This is a genomic window from Paraburkholderia caledonica NBRC 102488 (assembly GCF_000685095.1).
In the GTDB taxonomy this organism is placed as follows: domain Bacteria; phylum Pseudomonadota; class Gammaproteobacteria; order Burkholderiales; family Burkholderiaceae; genus Paraburkholderia; species Paraburkholderia caledonica.
Map to the genome: position 1 here is coordinate 220,101 of NZ_BAYE01000004.1, position 21,430 is coordinate 241,530.

A 21,430-nucleotide genomic window follows, 5' to 3' on the forward strand; every position below is an offset into this window, starting at 1 on the left:
GTTCCCGCTACACCACCCTCAAACATCAATATTCCCCGCCCTAAGCGCATTAGACTCGATAAACGCCCGCCGCGGCTCCACATCATCCCCCATGAGCGTAGTAAAGATCCCATCAGCCGCAATAGCATCTTCGATCTGCACTCTCAGCAAACGACGCACAGCCGGATCCATAGTCGTCTCCCAGAGCTGGCCGGGATTCATCTCACCAAGCCCCTTATAGCGCTGCTTGGAAACGTTACGCTCAGCATCGGCCAACAACCACTTCATCGCAGACTTGAAGTCGCTAACAGCCATACTCCGCTCACCGCGCTTGATAACAGCACCAGCACCGATCAATCCCTTGAATGTATTAGCGGTATTGACCAGTTGCTGGTAATCAGCCGTCAGCTGAAACTCTTCGTCCAGCACCGAAACCTTCTGATTCCCGTGATGCGTCCTCGCCACGCGCAACGACCGCAACTCGCGCACCGGGTCATACATCGTCGTAACGGTGACTTCAGGCTTCAGCGCGTCGTCCCGCAGCTTAGCCTCGAGCGCTTTCGCCGAAACCTCAGCGGCATCTTCGCTAGAGAGATCGATGACAACGCCATCCATCACAGCCTCAAGCGCTCCAGCGTCATACAGCCTGCTCAACCGGTTGACCACCGCCTGCGCAAGCAGATAGGCACGTGCCAATTCGCCCAATGCATCGCCGGTAATTGCCGTGCCATTTTCAGAAGGCAACAATTCCGACCCTTGCAACGCGAGCTTCAGAATGTGAGCATTGACCTCGTTCTCGTCCTTCAAATACCGCTCGTCCTTACCCGCCTTGATTTTGTACAGCGGCGGCTGCGCGATATAGATATACCCGCGCTCGATCATCTCCGGCATTTGCCGATAGAAGAACGTCAGCAGCAGTGTCCGGATGTGCGCGCCGTCCACGTCCGCGTCCGTCATGATGATGATGCGGTGATAACGCAGCTTGTCGAGGTTGTAATCTTCTTTGCCGATACCGCAACCCAACGCGGTAATCAGCGTCACAATCTGCTCCGAAGAAAGCAGCTTGTCGTAACGCGCCTTCTCCACGTTGAGCACCTTGCCGCGCAGCGGCAAAATCGCCTGAAACTTCCGGTCGCGGCCCTGCTTAGCCGACCCACCTGCCGAATCACCCTCGACGATGTAAATCTCCGACTTCGCCGGATCCTTTTCCTGACAATCCGCGAGCTTGCCCGGCAAACCAACGCCATCGAGCACGCCCTTGCGACGCGTCATCTCACGCGCCTTGCGAGCCGCATCGCGTGCACGCGCTGCGTCGACGATCTTGCTACAGATAATCTTCGCGTCGTTCGGCGTCTCAAGCAGGAATTCTTCGAGCGCTTTCGCGACCACATCTTCCACCGGCGCGCGCACTTCGGACGACACCAGCTTGTCCTTCGTCTGCGCGCTGAACTTCGGCTCCGGCACCTTCACCGACAGCACGCATGAAAGCCCCTCGCGCATGTCGTCGCCCGACGTCTCGACCTTCGCTTTCTTCGCAACTTCGTGATCGGCAATGTACTTGTTCAACACGCGCGTCATCGCTGCGCGCAAGCCGGTCAAGTGCGTGCCACCGTCGCGCTGCGGAATGTTATTCGTGAAGCAGAGCACGTTTTCGTTGTAGCTGTCGTTCCACTGCATCGCCACTTCCACGCCCACGCCGTCCTTCTCGCCGCTCACGTGGAAAATGGTCGGATGCAGCACGCTCTTGGTTTTGTTGATGTACTCGACAAAACCCTTTACGCCGCCGACAAACGCGAAATCGTCTTCCTTGCCCGAACGCTGATCGGTCAGGCGAATCCGCACGCCGTTATTCAGAAACGACAGCTCGCGAATCCGCTTGGCCAGAATGTCGTAGTGATATTCGACGTTGCCGAAGATCGTCTCGTCGGCCATGAAATGCACTTCGGTGCCGCGATTTTCGGTCTCGCCCACCACCTGGATAGGCGACACCGCGATGCCGCCGATCTCTTCGATCACGCGATTCTGCGGCACGCCACGGTGGAATTCCATGAAGTGCTTCTTGCCGTCGCGGCGAACCGTCAAACGCAGCCATGCGGACAATGCGTTCACGCACGACACGCCCACGCCGTGCAGGCCGCCCGACACCTTGTAGCTGTTCTGGTCGAACTTGCCGCCGGCATGCAGTTCGGTCATCACGATTTCGGCGGCGCTGCGCTTCGGCTCGTGCTTGTCGTCCATCTTCAAGCCGGTCGGCACGCCGCGGCCGTTGTCGGTGATCGAGATGGAGTTGTCAGCGTGAATGATCACCTGAATGTCGTTGCAGTATCCGGCCAACGCTTCGTCGATCGAGTTGTCGAGCACTTCGAACACGAGGTGGTGCAAACCAGTGCCATCCGATGTATCCCCGATGTACATCCCCGGCCGCTTGCGCACCGCCTCCAGACCTTCGAGGATCTGGATGGACGAGGCGCCGTAGCTGTTGTCGGGTTGCGTATTGTTCGTTTCAGTCATGGATTTTTTCCGGTTCTGCATTACTGCTGGGTTGCTGCTCGGGACTTTTCAAAATGCCATAAAAACGCCAAAGGGGCGCTGCGCCCCTTGGTGTGTTCTGGTTTTTGGACGCGTTAGATGCGCATTGGCATCACGACGTATTTGAATTCGTCGTTCTCGGGAATCGTGATCAACGCGCTGGAGCTGGCGTCGCCAAGGCTCACTTGCAACATGTCGACCTTCAGGTTCGCCAGCACGTCGAGCAGATACGTGACGTTGAACCCGATATCGACGCTGTCGCCGTCGTACGCGATTTCCAGTTCTTCTTGCGCCTCTTCCTGATCGGCGTTGGTCGACATGATCTTCAACTGGCCCGGCTCGATAATGCAGCGCACGCCCTTGAATTTGTCCGACGTCAAAATCGCCGCGCGTTGCAGCGAACGCTGCAGTTCTTCGCGGCCGATCACGAACTGGTTTTTATGCGACTTCGGAATCACACGCTGGAAGTCGGGGAATTTTCCTTCCACCAGTTTCGACACCAGTTCGACCTGACCGAACGTGAATTTCACCTGCGTTTGCGCGATGTCGATGTTCAGCGTGTCGTCGATGTCTTCCAGGAGACGCTGCAACTCCAGAATCGTCTTTCGCGGAATGATCACTTCCTGGCGCGCGAACGCACCTTCGATCTTCATCGACGAAAACGCGAGGCGGTGGCCGTCGGTTGCGACCGCCATCAACTGGTCGCCGTCTACTACCAGCAGCATGCCGTTCAGGTAGTAGCGAATGTCCTGCTGGGCCATTGAAAAATGGACCATGCCGAGCAACTGGCGGAACGTCTTTTGCGGAACCACGAGGCTCGCGCCGTAGTCTTTAGCTTGCGCGACCGTTGGGAACTCGTCTGCAGCCAGCGTTTGCAGTGCGAAGCGGCTCTTGCCGGATTGCACCGTCAGACGCTTGTCATTCAGCGTAAGCGTGACCTGGCCGTCGGGCATGGCGCGCAGAATGTCGAGGAGCTTTCGCGCTGCCACCGTGGTCGCCACCGAATCGCCGCCCACGCCGAAATCGGCGCGCGTGGTGATCTGCAACTCCAGGTCGGTCGACAGGAACGACACGTCCGGGCCATTCTTGGTAATCAGCAAATTGGCGAGGATCGGCAACGTATGGCGGCGTTCGACGATGCCGCTCACGGTTTGCAGCGGCCTGAGGAGGTTATCGCGTTCGGTCTTGACCAGTTGCATAGAGTTCCTTCGTTGATATAACGGCCCACGCGCCTTTCAGCCCTTTTGGGCATTTTTCCGGCACGCAACCGCAGCTCCCCGCCGGCGCCACGCAGCGCCCGTCACGGCGTGAAATCCGCCCGCGGCCGCCGGGCGGTTAAACCTGTATTGTGCCTGAAAAAGGAACCGCCTCACTAAAATGGGGGCGAGTTACGAAATAAACAGGTCGATTTTTCCGTCGCCGCCGCTCAGCCCTTCAGCGTCTGCTCCAGCACGTGCAGCTCGTGGTTTAGTTGAGCGTCCTTGCTGCGCTCGTCGGCGATTTTTCGCACCGCGTGCAGCACCGTGGTGTGGTCGCGTCCGCCGAACAACTCGCCGATTTCCGGCAAGCTCTTCTGCGTGAGCTCTTTCGCGAGATACATGGCGATCTGCCGCGGCCGCGCGATGTTCGCCGGCCGCTTTTTCGAATACATGTCCGCGACCTTGATGCTGTAAAAGTCCGCCACGGTCTTCTGAATGTTTTCCACGGAGATCTGGCGGTTCTGCACCGTCAACAGATCTTTCAGCGCTTCTTTCGTCAGTTCGATAGTGATTTCGCGGCCGTGGAACTTCGAGTACGCCAGAATTTTGCGCAGCGCGCCTTCGAGTTCACGCACGTTGGAGCGCAGATGCTTGGCAACGAAAAACGCGACGTCTTCATTGAGGCTCACGAATTCCGATTGCGCCTTGCGCATTAGAATCGCGACGCGCATCTCGAGCTCAGGTGGCTCGATCGCCACCGTCAAGCCGGAATCGAAGCGCGAAATGAGACGGTCGTCGATACCCGAAATTTCCTTCGGATACGTGTCGCTGGTGATAATGACCTGCGCCTTGTTCGCGACCAGCGCCTCAAACGCGTAGAAGAACTCCTCCTGCGTGCGCGACTTGCCCGAAAAGAACTGAATATCGTCGATCAGCAGCAGGTCCAGCGAGTGGTAGTAGCGCTTGAAGTCGTCGAACGCCTTTCGCTGATACGCCTTTACGACGTCCGACACGTACTGTTCCGCGTGAATGTAGCGGATCCGCGCGCCGGCCTTGTCCATCAGAAGCTGGTTGCCGATTGCGTGGATCAGGTGGGTCTTGCCGAGGCCCACCCCGCCGTACAGGAACAGCGGGTTGTACGAGATGCCGGGATTGTCCGCGACCTGAATCGCCGCCGCACGCGCCAGCTGGTTGGCCTTACCGGTCACGAAGTTGTCGAAAGTCAGGACCGGGTTCAGCTTGGAGCGCTCGTACATCGAGTCGTTGTCGCCGTTGCCATTGGAGCTCGCGCTCTGGCCCGGACGCCATGTGCGGCGCGCGGCCGCGGCTTCGTTCGCGTCGAGGCTCGGCAGGTCGAGGTCGGCGGAATCTTCGGCTGTGGCGCGAGCGTTTGCATTGTGCTCAGCTGCCGCGCGGGCGTTCGCGTTGAGGTTCGCCATCGCGCTGTTGGCGCTGTCGGCGCCGTTCGCGCGCGCGGCGTGCGCCGCTTGTACCGCGCCAACGGCCGCGTCCACGGCGGCGCCATTGCTCGCGCTCCCTCCCATGGAATGAGGCGCCGAAGCTGGACGCGGCGCAGCCGGCGCGGCTGCCGCAGGGGCGCGCATGCCGGCTTTCGGGTCCAGTACGAATTGCACGTCGACCGGGGTTTGCCAGAAATCGCGGGCCATATCCGCGATGCGGCCGGAGAACTGGCTCTTGACCCAGTCGAGCTTGAAGCGGTTCGGCGCAGCAATGCTGAGCGTGTTCGCAGCGGCGTCGAAGGCGACCGGGGCCAACGGTTTGATCCACGTCACGTACTGCTGGGGCGTGAGTTCACGCTCCAGCAATGCGGAACAGTGTTGCCAGAATTCGTTCATCGAGTTGCTGTCGTTATGGTGTGCACGAGGTTCGCCGGTGCCCCCGTCGCGCGCACGCAACAAGGCCCGAAGCAGCCAGGCGTAACAGCCCCAGGCGCCTGTGCCACAAAGGATTTGCGGGCAAGCGAGCCGGAGCGGCGTGCATCATTTTTGGGAAGTAAGGCGAGATTCTAACGCCAAACGGGAGCCGGAAGTGAGTTATCCACAGGGACGGATCAACTCTGCAAACGCACCGCGCGCCCGGACGGCACCGGCTAAAGTATTGACGGTCAACGAAAAACGGGTTTAAATAGCGGGTTCCGCGAAAACCAATTCAGCAAACCTCCGGCCATTGCGCTTTCAGCGATGATCGCGCGGTTTTTTTTCGATCAAGTGAGAGCAACATGAAACGTACTTACCAACCTTCCGTTACCCGTCGCAAGCGTACCCACGGCTTCCGCGTTCGCATGAAGACCGCTGGCGGCCGCAAGGTCATCAACGCACGTCGCGCGAAGGGCCGCAAGCGCCTCGCCATCTAAGGCAGGCGAGCGGATTGCGCGCTCTGTCCGTACCGGGCAAGACCGGTGGCGAAGCGGGACCGGCAGAGGCGCCGCAGCAGGGCTCGGTACCGTTGCGAGCGCAAGCCGCCTTCCCCAAAGCCGCAAGGCTACTGAAAACGGATGAATTTTCATCCGTTTTTCGTTTGCGCCCGTGGCGCCGCACTGCGCACTTCGTGGTGTACGGCCGGCCTACCGGCAACGAGGCTCGCCTCGGCCTCGTGATCGGCAAGAAGTATGCGCCGCGCGCGGCCACGCGTAATCTGGTACGTCGAGTCGCGCGCGAAGCCTTTCGGGTGCGTCGCGCGGAATTCGGCGGTTGGGACGTGCTGCTGCGTTTGCACACGCGCTTCGACAAAAAGGCTTTGCCGAGCGCCGCGTCGTCGCCGTTAAAGGCGTTGTGTCGCGGTGAAATCGAGTCGTTGCTCGACAAGGCAGCACGCGAAATTGCCCGTCGTCAGGCGCCGCCCGCGGACGCGCCCAAGACGGAATGACGCTCAGGTGACCGCCCGCTTTTTCCCTCAGGCTGCAGTAGCACCGGCAGCCTTGAACAGCGGGTGTCGTCCGGTACTTCACGTTGCGCGGCGCTGTCCGGCCGCACCAGACATGCAAACGGTACTCATCGCTTTACTGCGTTTTTACAAGCTTGCCGTGAGTCCAATGCTCGGCAATCGGTGCCGTTTTTACCCTTCCTGTTCTGATTACGCGCGCGAAGCAATCCAGTATCATGGCGCCGCGCGCGGGACTTATCTCGCCGCCAGGCGTATTTGCCGTTGCCACCCGTTTTCCGCGGGAGGCATCGATCTCGTCCCGCCTCCCACTTCTGAAAAGCGCTGACGCGCCGTTCCATCGACACTGAGACAACGCATGGATATCAAACGCACCGTCCTATGGGTCATCTTCTTCATGTCAGCGGTCATGCTGTTCGACAACTGGCAACGCGACCACGGACGCCCGTCGATGTTCTTCCCGAGCGCCACGCCGACCAGGACGGTCGGTAGCGCAGCACCGGGAACCACGACGCCGGGAACCCAGCCCGCCGATTTGCCGGCCACCAACGCAGCAGCGCCGGCCAACACGCCGGCCGCCACGCAATCGCAACTCGTCAAGTTCAGCACCGACGTCTATAGCGGCGAGATCGACACTCGCGGCGGCACGCTGTCGAAGCTGTCGCTCGTCAAGCAAGGCGATGGCAAGCAGCCGGATCTCGTCATCACGCTGTTCGACCGCACCGCGAATCACACGTATCTGGCGCGTACGGGTCTGCTCGGCGGCGATTTCCCGAATCACAACGACATCTTCACGCCGCTGCCCAACCAGCCGCACGACCTGACGGGCGACGCCAAATCGTTCCGGATCAGCTTCGAGTCGCCGGTTAAGGGCGGGCTGAAGGTCATCAAGACCTACACGTTCACCCGCGGCAGCTATGTGATCGGCGTCGATACGAAGATCCAGAACGTCGGCACCGCGCCGGTGAGCCCGTCGGTCTATATGGAACTGGTGCGTGACGATCAGCCGGTGGAAACGCCGCGCTTCTCGCACACGTTCATCGGCCCGGCTGTCTACACCGACCAGCACCACTTCCAGAAGATGACGTTCGGCGACATCGACAAGAACAAGGAAGACTTCACGAAGCAAGCCGACAACGGCTGGATCGCGATGGTGCAGCATTACTTCGCGTCGGCGTGGATTCCGCAGCAGGGCGTGAAGCGCGACATCTACGTCGAGAAGATCGATCCGACGCTGTATCGCGTTGGTGTCAAGCAGCCGGTTGCGGCCATCGCGCCGGGCCAGACGGTCGACGTGTCCGCGCGCCTCTTCGCCGGTCCGGAAGAAGAGCGCATGCTCGAAGGCATCGCGCCGGGTCTCGAACTGGTGAAGGACTACGGCTGGGTGACGATCATCGCGAAGCCGCTTTTCTGGCTGCTCGAAAAGATCCACAGCTATGTCGGCAACTGGGGCTGGGCGATCGTGCTGCTCACGCTGTTGATCAAGGCAGTGTTCTTCCCGCTGTCGGCCGCAAGCTATAAGTCCATGGCGCGTATGAAGGCGATCACCCCGCGCATGCAGGCGCTGCGCGAACGCTTCAAGGGCGATCCGCAAAAGATGAACGCCGCGCTCATGGAGCTCTACAAAACCGAGAAGGTGAACCCGTTCGGCGGCTGTCTGCCGGTCGTGGTCCAGATTCCGGTGTTCATCTCGCTGTACTGGGTGCTGCTGTCGTCGGTCGAAATGCGCGGCGCGCCTTGGATTCTGTGGATTCACGACTTGTCGCAGCAGGACCCGTTCTTCATCCTGCCCGTACTGATGGCTGTTTCCATGTTCCTGCAGACGAAGCTCAACCCGACGCCGCCGGACCCCGTTCAGGCGAAGATGATGATGTTCATGCCGATTGCGTTCTCGGTTATGTTCTTCTTCTTCCCGGCCGGTCTGGTGCTGTACTACGTCGTGAACAACGTGCTGTCGATCGCGCAGCAGTACTACATCACGCGCATGATGGGTCAGTCGAAGGCGAAGCCGGCCTGATACCTGCATGAAGCGCTGAGGGTAACTCGACTCACCTGCAAAAATGAAGCCGCCCGGTTCAAACGAACCGGGCGGCTTTTTTCATGCGATCTGCGTGGGCAAACGGCGCACGCGCTACTCTTCTTCGGTATCCTCGCCGTAGAAGCGCACAATCATTTCTTCGACGAGAAAACGGTCTTTCGGCGTCAACGACTCGATCTTCGAAGCCAGTTCAATCGTTTCCTGCGACGGCGGATATTTCTCGCCCCGGGCCATCGGTCTGGCGCTTGCACCGGGCGAAGGCCCGTAGTGCAGCCAATGCTCCTTCACGTTCAACCACTCGGCGAGCGTGCGCAACTTATCGGGCTTTGGGATCGTCGTACCCGTGAGCCACTTGTGCGCGGTTTGTGGAGTAACCGGACGGTCACCGCGATAGCGAAGGTTGAACTGTTCGGCGAGCTTGGTCCCGCCGCGAATCTTCAGCGGCTCCAATGTTTCCTTTAGCCTCTTCGAGAAGGCAGCTTTTTCTTTCGGGGTTGGCATGGGCCAGATTGTGCAATTCAGCGTCCTCCCAGTTGACAACTGATCAGGCTCATGTTGAACGTATTTGAGATAATTTTAGCTTGCGTACCGCAGCGCGACGGCGATTCAGCGAAATGTCAATTTTTGCGACTTTTCCATGTGGGACGTGCGTGTGCACGGCACCGTGTTCCCGTTGAGTCTGGATCCGTCCTATACATCAAGTAAAAATCCTAGCTTGTTTAGGATCAATCTCAACGTCGACCTGGAAAGCACGTTCTGACGGTCAGGCGACGCGCAGACCGGCCGGCACATAGCCCGCGTTACAATGCCCGGCGCCCCGGAAATGTCCGCGCCGCCCTGCCCCACTCTTCCGATTTCGCCGCCTCACTCATGCTGACCACCGATTCCGATCCCATCGTCGCCATTGCCACCGCGCCCGGCCGAGGAGGCATCGGCGTCGTGCGCATTTCATTTGGACGCGCGGGCGAGGCCGCGGCGCAGCCGCTGATGCAGGTGCTGACCGGACAAGCACTCGCGCCTCGTCACGCGAGTTATGTGCCTTTTTTCGACGACGGCGGCAACGCGCTCGATCGCGGCATTGCGCTTTACTTTCCCGCGCCGCATTCGTACACCGGCGAACACGTGCTCGAGTTGCAAGGACATGGCGGCCCGGTCGTGCTGCAACTGTTGCTGCAACGTTGCATCGACGCCGGGCGCGGATTCGGCCTGCGGCTTGCCGAGCCCGGCGAGTTCACCCGCCGCGCGTTTCTGAACGACAAGCTGGACCTCGCGCAGGCCGAAGCGGTGGCCGATCTGATCGAAGCGAGCACCGAGGCCGCCGCGCGCTCCGCAGGTCGTTCGCTCGACGGAACGTTCTCGCGCGACATTCATGCTTTGGTCGAAGAAGTGATCACGCTGCGCATGCTGGTCGAAGCAACGCTCGACTTCCCCGAAGAAGAGATCGATTTCCTCGAAGCTGCCGACGCCCGCGGCAAGCTCACGCGCATTCGCGAGCGCCTCGCGCACGTGCTCGCCGAGGCACGGCAAGGTGCGTTGCTGCGCGACGGATTGTCGGTGGTGCTGGCCGGTCAGCCGAACGTCGGCAAATCTTCGTTGCTCAATGCACTTGCCGGCGCTGAACTCGCCATCGTCACGCCGATTGCGGGCACGACGCGTGACAAGGTCGCACAGACCATCCAGATCGAAGGCATTCCGCTGCACGTAATCGACACCGCCGGCCTGCGCGATACCGAAGACGAAGTCGAGAAAATCGGCATTGCGCGGACATGGAGCGAGATAGAGCGCGCGGACGTGGTGCTGCATCTGCTGGATGCGCGCACGGGCATGACCGTGGAAGACGAAACCATCGCCGGGCGCTTTCCGGCCGGTGTTCCGGTCGTGCGCGTGCTGAACAAGACGGACCTTGTCGGCCTGCCGCCCGAGGCTCGCGCGCTCGATGCCGATCTCGACCTTAGCGAAGTCCGGCTGTCGGCGAAGCAAGGGGACGGCGTGAGCTTGTTGCGCGACGAACTCCTGCGCATCGCCGGTTGGCAGGCAGGCGCCGAGAGCGTTTACCTTGCGCGTGAACGTCATTTGATTGCACTACGCGCCGCGCAGGACCACCTTGCGACGGCCGCCGCGCACGCCGATCAGAACTCGCAGGCGCTCGATCTTTTCGCCGAAGAACTGAGACTCGCGCAGGACCAGCTTAATTCGATCACCGGCGAATTCAGTTCCGACGACCTGTTGGGAGTGATTTTCAGCAGGTTTTGTATCGGCAAGTAGGAGCGGGCATGCAAACCGCCTCAAAATGCTGAAAACCGCGACTCTAGGTCGCTTGAGCGCGGTAAGGCGAGACGGATCAGCGCGCTTTGTAGACCAATAACGCACTTCATCTTGGTACACAAACGCAGACAGTTTAAACTCGCTCTGTCGCGTACCCACCACTACAACATGCCTCGCCTAGCCGCCCCGCTCACCGAATCGCAGATACGCGCACTTGAACCCCGCGCCGCCCGCTACAGCGTCGCCGACGGCAACGGCCTTGTGATCGAAGTGATGACCACAGGCACGAAGGTCTGGCGCTTCCGCTATTCGCTGAACGGCAAGCGCCAGCCGCTTGCGACCATCGGCGATTACCGGATGATTTCGCTGCGCGTTGCCCGAGCGAAGGCGCAGAAGTACGCGGAGCTCGTCGCGCAAGGCATTTCGCCCGTCGCCACTGCGCGCCGCGACCGCGGGGCCGAAGCGAAAGCCGACGTCCTGCGTGAAGCAGCCGAGCTTTATATGGCGACAGAGATGGCCGGGAAGTCGGATGAATATCGACGCACCACGCGCCGCGCGCTCGATAAAGACGTGTTGCCCGCAATCGGCGGCATGCGGGTCAAGGCGGTGACCGCGGAGCACGTCGTCGCCATCTGCGAGGCGATCAAAAGCCGCGGCTCACCGAAGATGGCGCTGCATACCCGCAACGTCATCAAGCGTCTCTACGAGTATCTGATCGCTCGCCAGCTGGCAACCGCGAACCCGGCGGAAGTCGTGCCGGCGCGCTCCATCGCCACCTTCGAGAGCCGCACTCGCGTGCTTTCCGGCGAGGAGATCGGCACGATGCTGCATTCGATCGAAACGTCGAGCATCCGCCAGCCGCTCAAGATGGCGCTGCATCTGCTGGCGCTGACGATGGTACGCAAATCCGACCTCGTGGAGGCGACGTGGGACGAGTTCGATCTCGACCGTGCGCTGTGGCGCATCTCCGCCGCGCGTCTGCATCAAGATTCGGATCGGATCGTCTACCTGCCTCAGCAAGCGGTCGCGATGTTGCAACAGTTGCACCGCACGCGAGCAAGCAAAACCTTCGTCTTTCGGAGCGTAAGGGGCGACGACCGGCCGATTGCAAAGAGCACGCTCAACCAGGCGGTGAAGGCGCTTGGCCTGGAAGTCGAACATTTCGTTCTTCACGACTTCCGTCGAACCGCATGGGCCCATCTGCGCGAGATGACCGGGCATGCACAACAGGACAAAACATCAGCGCAAACGCGACAAAGCGAGTCGCAAGGCAAGCCTGAATCCGATCCGGCCGCGCAGCGGCAAATCGCGCAGCAATGGGCGGATTTCGTCGATGCAGAGCTTGACGCAGCGCGGAAAAGAGCGGTGGGCGCGGGCTGATCGAACGAGCAGGACGCACGTAAAAGCGGAATGCTCGTGGCCTGCAGTTTTAGGTACACAAAGACACGGCGCCCCACTCGAATCTACCTTACCGGAAAGAGACGAGCGTATTTCACGAGGTTACTGATACATCGCCACTAGCACGAAAGCGCCAAGCCATGCCCTCGCTTCACGCGGCGCTTCTCTCCTGCGACTGATCGCCTACACTGGAGCAACGATGCAACCTTTTCGTGGAGGCTGCCATGTCTGAATCGTTGATCGCTTACCTGCTTGGGCCGACCGTGATGCTGCTGGTCGGCGGAGCAATCTGGGCGGCCTCGCGCTACCACCACAAGGCGGGACCGCCAAAGCTCGAGCGCTGGCTCGATACGCATTACGCCGAGTGGCTGCATCACAGGCACTGAAGCCCGCGCCTTGCGGCGTCAAAACAAAAGGCCGTCGCAGTGAGCGACGGCCTTTCTGTCTGCAGCGTGCAGTTACGGCGCGCCTACCATTTACCACCTGGGCGCAGGCTCACCGTATTCGTACTGCTGCTGCGGGGCTCCGCACGCCACATAGCCGCGCTGGTACTGATCGTAGCAGTAGCCCGGGGGCGGGCCCGCATAGGCCGGTGCCGGCTGGTACACCGGCTGTGCATAGACAGGCTGCGCATAGACCGGTTGTTGATAGGCCACCGCGGGCGCAGGATTCAATATCGACGTCACGACCGCGCCGAGCACCGCGCCGCCGATCAGTGCACCCACTACATCGCCGCCGCCACCGCCATGGCCATGAGCCGACGCTTGTCCAGCGACGCTCAAGCTGCCCACCATCACCAATGCCACTGCTAACTTTTTCATTTTTCGCTCCCGCCGTTCAGGCATGGAACGAATTGTCGGCTACGCGCGCAGAAATAGATGCTGCAAGTGGTAACGACACATTACCTGTGTAACCACCACCATCGGCCGGTCAGATCAACGCTCCCACGACGCTGCTTGTACCGGCGCATCGCCGTAGTATTGCTGGCGCGCATCGCTCAGAACATGCCGCTCAAGCACGCCTTCGTCCGTCAACGCTTTGAGCGCGGCCATGACGATCGCCTTGCGATCCACCTCGAAAAATTCGCGCAAAGCCTCGCGTGTATCGCTGCGGCCGAAACCGTCCGTGCCGAGCGTCACGTAGCGGCGCGGCACGTATGCGCGAATCAGCTCGGGCACGGCGCGAACATAATCCGTTGCCGCGACGATCGGCCCCTCTGACTCGCCCAGCACGCGCGCGACGTAAGGCACGGTCGACGACGCATCGCCATAACGCGCAAGCCGCTCTGCTGCCATGCCGTCGCGCTGCAATTCGCTGAAGCTGGTCACGCTCCACACCGCGGCGTCGATCTGCCAGTCGTCCTTCAGCATGCGCTGCGCGGCGATGACTTCGCCAAGAATGGCTCCGGCGCCGAGTAATTGAATTTGCGCCGGCGCGCCCTTCTCCGCACCGACGGCGAACGGGTAAATGCCCTTCAGAATGCCTTCGCGCACTGCACCTACATCGCCGTCCGGTGCACAAGGCTGCGCGTAGTTCTCGTTCATCACCGTGACGTAGTAGAACACGTCGCGCTGGCGCTCGACCATCTCCCGGATCCCTTCGTCGACGATTACCGCGACTTCGTAAGCGAACGCGGGATCGTACGCGCGGCAGTTCGGAATGGTCGATGCCGCCAGATGGCTCGTGCCGTCCTGATGCTGCAAGCCTTCGCCGCCGAGCGTCGTCTTGCCCGACGTCGCACCGATCAGAAACCCGCGTGCGCGCTGGTCAGCCGCCGCCCAGATGAGATCGCCGATCCGCTGAAAACCGAACATCGAGTAGTAGATGTAGAACGGCAGCATTGGCAGGTCGTGCACGCTGTACGACGTCGCTGCCGCGATCCACGACGACACCGCGCCCGCTTCCGAAATGCCCTCCTCCAGAATCTGTCCTTGCGTGTCCTCGCGGTAGTACAGCATCGAGCCCAGGTCTTCCGGCTCGTAAAGCTGACCCAGCGGCGAGTAGATGCCGACCTGGCGAAACATGTTCGCCATGCCGAAGGTGCGCGCCTCGTCGGCGACGATCGGTACGACGCGCGGGCCGAGACCCGCGTCTTTCAGCAGCGCGGTCAGCATGCGAACGAGCGCCATCGTCGTAGACATTTCGCGGCCGTTGCAATCAAGCGCGAACTGGCTCCAGGAGGACATCGGCGGGACGATCAGCCCCTCCGATGCAACTCTCCGCCTTCTGGGCAGATAGCCTCCGAGAGCGGCCCGGCGAGCATGCAGGTACTGCATTTCCGGACTGTCTTCCGCGGGTTTGTAAAACTTCACCTGTTCGACGTCCGCGTCCGTGAGCGGCAAACGGAAGCGGTCGCGAAACGCCTTGAGGTCGTCGAAATCGAGCTTTTTCTGCTGGTGCGTGGTCATGCGGCCCTGGCCTGCCGTGCCCATGCCGAAGCCTTTCATCGTCTTTGCGAGGATCACGGTCGGCTGGCCGCGATGCGCGAGCGCTTTTGCGTAAGCCGCATGCAGCTTGCGCACGTCGTGACCGCCACGCCGCAAGCGGTCGATCTCCTCGTCGCTCAGTTGCGCGGCGAGCGCGGCCAACTCCGGGTTCTGGCCGAAGAAACGCTCGCGGTTGTACGCGCCGTCGTTCGCCGAGAAAGTCTGGAACTGGCCGTCGACCGTATTCGCGAACGCGCGCAGCAAAGCGCCGCTGCGGTCGCGAGAGAACAGCGCGTCCCAGTCCGAGCCCCAGATCACCTTGATCACGTTCCAGCCAGCGCCGACGAAATGCGCCTCCAGTTCGTCGATGATCCGGCCATTGCTGCGCACCGGACCATCCAGGCGCTGCAAGTTGCAGTTGATGACGAACACCAGATTGTCGAGCCCTTCGCGCGCGGCCAGCGACAATGCGCCGGTCGACTCCGGCTCATCCATTTCGCCATCGCCGAAAAAGCCCCACACCTTGCGGCCTTCAGTGGGCGCGAGGCCGCGATTCGCGAGGTAGCGCATGAAGCGCGCTTGATAAATCGCATTGATCGGGCCAATGCCCATCGAGCCAGTGGGAAACTGCCAGAAGTCCGGCATCAGCCACGGATGCGGATACGAACAGAGCCCCGGCCCGCCGATCTCGCGACGGTAATGCCGCAGATTGTCCTCGGAAAGAGAACCTTCCAGATACGCGCGCGCATACACACCCGGCGACGAATGCGGCTGGAAATACACGAGATCGCCCGTGCCCTCGCCCGCTCCCGGCATCGACGCGCGAAAGAAATGGTTGAATCCGACTTCGAACAGATCGGCCGCCGATGCATAACTCGCGATGTGGCCGCCGAGTTCGCCGTACGCCTTGTTCGCGCGCACCACCATCGCGAGCGCGTTCCAGCGCAGCGCGGCGGCGAGCCGCTCCTCCAGTTCGAGATTGCCCGGATAGCGCGGCTGATCTTCGGGCGCGATCGTGTTGCGGTATGGCGTGACGTTGGTACGCGCTGATTCGACGCCGAGTGACACCGCGTGACTGGCCAGCCGGTCGAACAGAAACTGCGCGCGCTCGCGGCCCACGTGTTCGACAACAGCGTCGAGCGCCTCCAGCCACTCCGCTGTTTCCTGCGGATCGGCGTCCGCCGCCTCCGTGCGCTGAACGCCGAGGCTCCGTACCTGCTCACTACCGCTGGACAAATCCGTCATAGCACCACTCCGCATCGTCACGTCGGTTCAAGATCGAGTGAGTCAATGGTACTTACGCGCGTGCAAAATGAGCGTCTCATTTGCTTGCCATCGCGCGCTGCGATAGGCTGTTTATTCCGGATTTCGCCTTGCTTACGGAATATTTCATCTATGACCACACCCACCAGACGGCTCGATCGTATCGACATCGGCATCCTGAGCCAGTTGCAGCAAAACGCGCGCATCACTAACGCCGACCTGGCGCGCTCGGTAAATCTCTCGCCCACGCCGTGCTTCAACCGCGTGCGCGCGCTCGAAAAGCTCGGTCTCTTCAAGCAGCAAGTCACGCTGCTGAACCCCGAGCCGCTCGGGCTACGCATCAACGTGTTCATTCAGGTGAGTCTGGAAAAACAGGTGGAGGACGCGCTGCTGCGTTTCGAGCAGGCCATTTCCGAGCGCCCCGAAGTGATGGAGTGTTATCTGATGACGGGCGACGCCGACTACCTGCTGCGCGTGGTGATGCCCGATATGCAGACTCTGGAGCGCTTCATCGTCGATCATTTGACGAAGATTCCGGGCATTTCCAACATTCGCTCAAGCTTTGCACTCAAGCAGGTGCGATACAAGACGGCGCTGCCGCTGCCGTCGTCTGGATTGACGCTGACCGACCCGGACGACGTGGCGACGGACTGGCGCTGACGCGTCACCGCGCCTCGCTTCGGCTCAAGCGGCGCGTTGCTGTAATAGTGGTGGCCGACAATAGGCACGACGGCGTGCGTCAAACCTTACCCTCGACAAGCGTGCAACAGGAATCAGGAGAAAAAGCGATGAACTACGACGACAGCAATCCCTTCGCGAAGATTCTGCGCGGCGAGCTACCGTGCATCAAGGTCGCGGAAACCGAAGCCGCACTCGCCTTCATGGACCTGATGCCGCAAGCCGACGGCCATTTGCTCGTCGTGCCAAAGGAAGCGGCTGCGGAGATCTTCGACCTGTCGGACGCGGCGACGGTCGCATGCATGCGCATGACGCAAAAGCTTGCCATCGCCGTGCGCGCGGCGTTGCGTCCGGACGGCGTGTTCATCGGGCAGTTCAATGGCGCGGCTGCCGGGCAGACGGTGCCGCATGTGCACTTTCACGTGATTCCGCGCTGGGAAGGTCAGCCGTTACGCATGCACGCGCGCGACGTCGCGGACGCAGACACGCTCGAAGCGCTGGCCAAACGCATTCGCGCGCATTGGCGAGCGGACTGAGCCGCGAGTCTTCGGTCTTCAGTGACAAGCGGCGCGCTCGTAGAGTGCGCTTACCGGAGCGCGCGAGCGCCGCGTTACAGCCGATGCCGCGAGCGGCGCAGCGGATGACGCCAGTCGAGTCGACGCGGTCTCGCTTGCATGGGGCGCGTGTCGTGCAAATGCCGGTGTTCCTGCCACAATTCGTCGGAGAAAAGAAACGCGACGATCAGCAGCGGCAGGACGAGAAAAACGCCCAATATGAGGTTCTCGAGCACGGCGGCCTCCGTTCTCACGTTGCATGGTTTTATTGTAGAGCACCGCACGTACCTGCAATGTCGGCCAGTTGCCGTTCAGGTGCGGCGCATAACGTTGAGCGGTGCCTGGCATCGTTTATCTTCTGCATTTACACCGTTATATCGGCCGCTTTATCGAACCGGTGAAATGACTTTGTGTGCAATGCACCAAGCGCTCCCGAGGTTACTAATAAATCGCTTAAATCGAATATCGCGTTAACGCTAATGCGGCTCGCAAAGCATTACTGGTTAAAGCGGTGCGCGGGCGAAGTCGCTTAGTTATCCCGCGTAATCTTGCGTCTTTGATGCGTCGCCGACCCATCCGTCATATGACGTGCGCGGTGCGACAATCTGCCACTGTTGCGACCGCACACAAGATGTGCTTGTGGTTCTTGCACGTTCTCCTAAAGTGCAAGGTGCGGGCTAGACGATGGAGTTAAATACATAGCTAACCTGAGCATTCGGCCCGCACCCGGAGGAACATATGAAAACTCGACTCGCCCTTGTTTTCGCCGTTGCAAGTCTGGCTGCCGCAAGTGTTCAGGCGCAAGACGTCATGATCAAGCCGCAGCAAACCATTCAGTTCAAAGCCAACTCGTACGGCTGTTTGTCAAAAGACAAGCTCGACGCCGTCAATGAGCACGCGCAAGCCGGTGAACAGCAGAAAATGCAGGAGTTCTTCTCCGGGTATCAATGCGTTTCAACGCCGGAGAATTCGAGCTTCCGCGTCGTGCGTGTCGTCGGTCACGACTTCGAGTTCGTGAATGCGAGTAATAGCGACACGCAAGGCCTCTGGGCGAACGATCGCTTCATCAAGCAATGATCTTATAGAACACTGAATGCGCAGCGTTTCGGCAAGTTGCCGGAACGAAGTGCGCTCCAGTAAATTCTCTGGCTTTAAAAGCCGGAGACTGTGAGCTTGTGCTTAAAAAAATCGGTTGGACATTTTTAAACGTCCAGCCGATTTTTTGTTTTGTGCGACATGCTCGCGACGCGCGAAAAAAAAAGCCGATGCGGTTATGTGGAACCGCATCGGCAGCACGCCTTCTCGCAAAGCGCAGGAACAACCGTTTAACTCTTCAAACGACTCGCGCCGCTCAGTGCGAGTCGCGCGGCACCGGCGCGCCGCTGGAGCCCACCAGGAAGTCGAGATCCGCGCCCTGATCCGCCTGCAGAACGTGCTCGACATAGAGCTTGTAGTAACCGCGCTTCGGCGACTCGGGCGCCTGCCATGCGGCACGCCGGCGCGCGAGTTCGTCGTCGCTTACGTCGAGGTGCAGGCGCCGCGCTTCAACATCCAGCTCGATCATGTCGCCGGTCTGCACGAAAGCCAGCGGACCGCCCGCGGCTGCTTCAGGCGACACGTGCAACACCACCGCGCCGTACGCCGTGCCGCTCATGCGTCCGTCGGAAATACGCACCATGTCGGTAATGCCTTTTTGCAGCACTTTTTTCGGCAACGGCATATTGCCCACTTCGGCGAAGCCCGGATAACCCTTCGGCCCCGCGCCTTTGAGCACCATGATGCAGTTTTCGTCGATGTCGAGCGACTCGTCGTCGATCTTCGCGTGCAGCTCCTCGATGTTTTCGAACACGACCGCGCGGCCTCGGTGCTTCAGCAGTTCCGCAGTGGCCGCCGACGGCTTGATCACCGCGCCGTTCGGCGCCAGGTTGCCCTTGAGGACCGCAATGCCCGCCTTCGGCTTGAACGGCTCGGCGAACGTGGTGATGACTTTCTCGTCGTGGTTCGGCGCGTTGCGCACGTTGTCCCAGATCGTCTTGCCGTTCACGGTGAGCGCCTCGCGATGCAGCAGCCCTTGCTCACCCAGCTGCTTGAGCACCGCCGGCAAACCACCCGCATAGTAGAAGTCTTCCATCAGGTATTCGCCTGACGGTTGCAGATTCACGAGACACGGCACGTTGGAGCCAAGCTCCCAGTCTTCCAGCGAAAGCTCCACGCCAATGCGCTTCGCGAGCGCGATCAGATGCACGACGGCGTTGGTCGAGCCACCAATCGCCGCGTTCGTGCGGATTGCGTTTTCGAAGGCCTGGCGCGTGAGGATCTTGTCCATCGTCAGATCTTCGCGAACCATGTCGACGATGCGCCGGCCGGCCAGATGCGCGAGCACCTGGCGTCGTGCGTCGACTGCGGGAATCGCGGCGTTGTGCGGCAAGCCCATGCCGAGCGATTCGACCATCGAAGCCATCGTCGACGCCGTACCCATCGTCATGCAGTGCCCGCGCGAGCGGTTCATGCACGACTCTGCCTCGGTGAATTCTTCCTGCGTCATCGAACCGGCGCGCACTTCCTCGGACATCTGCCACACGCCGGTGCCCGAGCCGATATGCTTGCCGCGGAACCGGCCGTTCAGCATGGGGCCACCCGAGACCGCGAGCGCGGGCAGGTTGCACGACGCCGCGCCCATCAGCAGCGCAGGCGTGGTCTTGTCGCAGCCGACGAGCAGAATCACGCCGTCCATCGGATTGCCGCGAATCGATTCCTCGACGTCCATCGAAGCGAGGTTGCGAAACAGCATGGCCGTCGGTCGCAAATTGGTCTCGCCGAGCGACATCACCGGAAACTCCAGCGGCAAGCCGCCCGCCTCATGCACGCCTTTTTTCACGTATTCCGCGAGCTCGCGAAAATGCGCGTTGCAGGGCGTCAGTTCCGACCATGTATTGCAGATGCCGATTACCGGACGTCCGTCGAATTCGTCGTGCGGAATGCCCTGGTTTTTCATCCACGAGCGATGCAGAAACCCGTCGCGGTCCTTGAGGCCAAACCACGCCTGGCTGCGCAGCGGCTTTTTTGTCTGGTTCGAATCAGCCATGAAATCTCCTGTTGGCAAACATGTAGGGCAGGGCGCGCGTCATTGCACGCTTAGTGCACGCGCTTGCTGCGACGGAACTGGTCGAACAGCACCGCGAGCAGCAGGATCCCGCCGCGAATCAGGTATTGATAAAAAGTCGGCACGTTCATCAGGCTCATTGCGTCCTGCACGGAACCCATGATCAGCACGCCCACCAGCACGCCGGAAATCGTCGCGACGCCGCCCGTCAGCGACACGCCGCCGAGCACGCACGCGGAGATCACGCCGAGTTCGAGACCGACCGACGTCTTCGGATCGCCGAGACTCATACGCGACGCAAGCATCACGCCCGCAAAGCCGGTGACGAGCCCTTGCAGCACGAACACGGTGATCTTGATGCGCGTGACGGGCAGACCCGCAAGCAGGGCCGCCTCGCTGTTGCCGCCGACCGCCAGCACGTTCTTGCCGAACACGGTTTTCTTCAGCAGAAAACCGAACACCACGAAGCCGATGATGTTGCTCCAGATCGGATACGAAATGCCGAGGAAGGAGCCGCCGCCCAGGTCGAAGAAGCGTTCTTCCGAGATCATCACCGCGTCGCCGCTCGACGTGATGAAGGCGAGGCCGCGCACGACTTCCATCATCGCGAGCGTGACGATCAGGGAATTGATCTTGTAGCGCGCGACAAGCACGCCGTTCACGAGGCCGACCGCGCCGCCTGCAAGCACGCCCGCGGCAACGCCGAGCAGTACGCTATGCGTCACGGTGATCAACGTGGATGCCACGACCCCCGCGAACGCCACGATCGACGCGACCGACAGATCGACCTCGCCGAGCGCGAGCACGAACATCATGGTCACGGAGATCGAGCCGATCAGCGTGACGGAAAGCAGTAGGCCCTGAATGTTTCGTGAACTCAAAAAGTCGGGCACCGTGAACGACAGCACCGCAAACAGGATGATGAATACCATCACGATGCCGGACTTGTTGATCAGATCCCAGGTCCGCGCGGCGCGCGCGCTCAAGCCCGCCGAAGCGACGGCTGGCGTGGAGGGGTCGGTCGATGGTGTGTGCATGATGTGTGTTCCGTTTCAATGCCGCGTGGTTCAATTCGACGGCGCGATTCAGTTGCGTTC

Annotated in this window: 19 protein-coding genes; 10 read left to right on the forward strand and 9 right to left on the reverse strand. The window is 60.8% G+C overall.

Annotation, left to right across the window (positions count from 1 at the left end; all coding sequences use genetic code 11):
- Positions 1 to 18 precede the first annotated feature (18 nt).
- The 3 genes from gyrB to dnaA form a co-directional block, all read right to left on the reverse strand.
- On the reverse strand, positions 19 to 2,490 hold the full coding sequence (gene gyrB / locus BCA01S_RS10520; protein ID WP_027776855.1) for a DNA topoisomerase (ATP-hydrolyzing) subunit B: 2,472 nt from the start codon (positions 2,488 to 2,490) through the stop codon (positions 19 to 21).
- A 113-nt stretch (positions 2,491 to 2,603) separates the two neighbouring features.
- On the reverse strand, positions 2,604 to 3,707 hold the full coding sequence (gene dnaN / locus BCA01S_RS10525; RefSeq protein ID WP_020067348.1) for a DNA polymerase III subunit beta: 1,104 nt from the start codon (positions 3,705 to 3,707) through the stop codon (positions 2,604 to 2,606).
- 227 nt (positions 3,708 to 3,934) lie between these two features.
- The gene (gene dnaA, locus BCA01S_RS10530) at positions 3,935 to 5,563 is read right to left on the reverse strand and encodes a chromosomal replication initiator protein DnaA (protein WP_027776856.1); all 1,629 of its coding nucleotides are present in this window, start codon (positions 5,561 to 5,563) and stop codon (positions 3,935 to 3,937) included.
- A gap of 383 nt (positions 5,564 to 5,946) precedes the next feature.
- On the opposite strand from dnaA, the gene rpmH reads away from it, so the two are divergent.
- From rpmH to yidC, 4 genes are all read left to right on the forward strand, one after another.
- On the forward strand, positions 5,947 to 6,081 hold the full coding sequence (rpmH, locus tag BCA01S_RS10535) for a 50S ribosomal protein L34 (protein WP_004198824.1): 135 nt from the start codon (positions 5,947 to 5,949) through the stop codon (positions 6,079 to 6,081).
- Between the two features lie 14 nt (positions 6,082 to 6,095).
- Entirely contained in the window at positions 6,096 to 6,593 is a 498-nt protein-coding gene (locus BCA01S_RS10540) for a ribonuclease P protein component (RefSeq protein WP_027776857.1), read from the forward strand.
- 112 nt (positions 6,594 to 6,705) lie between these two features.
- Positions 6,706 to 6,936: a membrane protein insertion efficiency factor YidD gene (yidD, locus tag BCA01S_RS37055; RefSeq protein WP_006050604.1), complete on the forward strand. Its 231-nt coding sequence runs from the start codon at positions 6,706 to 6,708 to the stop codon at positions 6,934 to 6,936.
- Between the two features lie 30 nt (positions 6,937 to 6,966).
- Complete coding sequence (gene yidC / locus BCA01S_RS10545) at positions 6,967 to 8,625, forward strand: membrane protein insertase YidC (RefSeq protein WP_027776858.1); 1,659 nt, start codon at positions 6,967 to 6,969, stop codon at positions 8,623 to 8,625.
- Positions 8,626 to 8,739: 114 nt separating this feature from the next.
- Here yidC and BCA01S_RS10550 read toward each other — a convergent pair whose 3' ends face one another.
- Complete coding sequence (locus BCA01S_RS10550) at positions 8,740 to 9,147, reverse strand: transcriptional regulator (protein WP_027776859.1); 408 nt, start codon at positions 9,145 to 9,147, stop codon at positions 8,740 to 8,742.
- A gap of 369 nt (positions 9,148 to 9,516) precedes the next feature.
- On the opposite strand from BCA01S_RS10550, the gene mnmE reads away from it, so the two are divergent.
- From mnmE to BCA01S_RS38470, 3 genes are all read left to right on the forward strand, one after another.
- Positions 9,517 to 10,911: a tRNA uridine-5-carboxymethylaminomethyl(34) synthesis GTPase MnmE gene (gene mnmE, locus BCA01S_RS10555; protein ID WP_027776860.1), complete on the forward strand. Its 1,395-nt coding sequence runs from the start codon at positions 9,517 to 9,519 to the stop codon at positions 10,909 to 10,911.
- A gap of 168 nt (positions 10,912 to 11,079) precedes the next feature.
- Entirely contained in the window at positions 11,080 to 12,291 is a 1,212-nt protein-coding gene (locus BCA01S_RS10560) for a tyrosine-type recombinase/integrase (protein ID WP_027776861.1), read from the forward strand.
- Positions 12,292 to 12,533: 242 nt separating this feature from the next.
- A complete protein-coding gene (locus BCA01S_RS38470) occupies positions 12,534 to 12,695 on the forward strand; it encodes a hypothetical protein (RefSeq protein WP_167455746.1) in 162 nt (53 codons plus the stop codon).
- A gap of 90 nt (positions 12,696 to 12,785) precedes the next feature.
- On the opposite strand, the gene BCA01S_RS10570 is transcribed toward BCA01S_RS38470, so the two are convergent.
- Together BCA01S_RS10570 and mdeB are read right to left on the reverse strand one after the other, a co-directional pair.
- Entirely contained in the window at positions 12,786 to 13,130 is a 345-nt protein-coding gene (locus tag BCA01S_RS10570; protein ID WP_027776862.1) for a hypothetical protein, read from the reverse strand.
- A 114-nt stretch (positions 13,131 to 13,244) separates the two neighbouring features.
- A complete protein-coding gene (mdeB, locus tag BCA01S_RS10575) occupies positions 13,245 to 15,980 on the reverse strand; it encodes an alpha-ketoglutarate dehydrogenase (RefSeq protein ID WP_027776863.1) in 2,736 nt (911 codons plus the stop codon).
- A 150-nt stretch (positions 15,981 to 16,130) separates the two neighbouring features.
- Between mdeB and BCA01S_RS10580 the strand changes: the two genes are divergently transcribed.
- Positions 16,131 to 16,658: an Lrp/AsnC family transcriptional regulator gene (locus BCA01S_RS10580; RefSeq protein WP_027776864.1), complete on the forward strand. Its 528-nt coding sequence runs from the start codon at positions 16,131 to 16,133 to the stop codon at positions 16,656 to 16,658.
- Between the two features lie 128 nt (positions 16,659 to 16,786).
- Entirely contained in the window at positions 16,787 to 17,212 is a 426-nt protein-coding gene (locus BCA01S_RS10585; RefSeq protein WP_027776865.1) for an HIT family protein, read from the forward strand.
- Between the two features lie 74 nt (positions 17,213 to 17,286).
- Here BCA01S_RS10585 and BCA01S_RS10590 read toward each other — a convergent pair whose 3' ends face one another.
- A complete protein-coding gene (locus BCA01S_RS10590) occupies positions 17,287 to 17,466 on the reverse strand; it encodes a hypothetical protein (RefSeq protein WP_020067360.1) in 180 nt (59 codons plus the stop codon).
- A gap of 502 nt (positions 17,467 to 17,968) precedes the next feature.
- Here BCA01S_RS10590 and sap1 point away from each other — a divergent pair.
- Positions 17,969 to 18,307 (forward strand): surface attachment protein Sap1, encoded by a 339-nt coding sequence (gene sap1, locus BCA01S_RS10595; protein WP_020067361.1) that lies wholly within the window; start codon positions 17,969 to 17,971, stop codon positions 18,305 to 18,307.
- A 274-nt stretch (positions 18,308 to 18,581) separates the two neighbouring features.
- Here sap1 and BCA01S_RS10600 read toward each other — a convergent pair whose 3' ends face one another.
- Together BCA01S_RS10600 and araH are read right to left on the reverse strand one after the other, a co-directional pair.
- Positions 18,582 to 20,315, reverse strand: a complete 1,734-nt coding sequence (locus BCA01S_RS10600) for an IlvD/Edd family dehydratase (RefSeq protein WP_020067362.1) — start codon at positions 20,313 to 20,315, stop codon at positions 18,582 to 18,584.
- A 50-nt stretch (positions 20,316 to 20,365) separates the two neighbouring features.
- Positions 20,366 to 21,370: an L-arabinose ABC transporter permease AraH gene (araH, locus tag BCA01S_RS10605; RefSeq protein ID WP_020067363.1), complete on the reverse strand. Its 1,005-nt coding sequence runs from the start codon at positions 21,368 to 21,370 to the stop codon at positions 20,366 to 20,368.
- Positions 21,371 to 21,430: the final 60 nt, after the last annotated feature.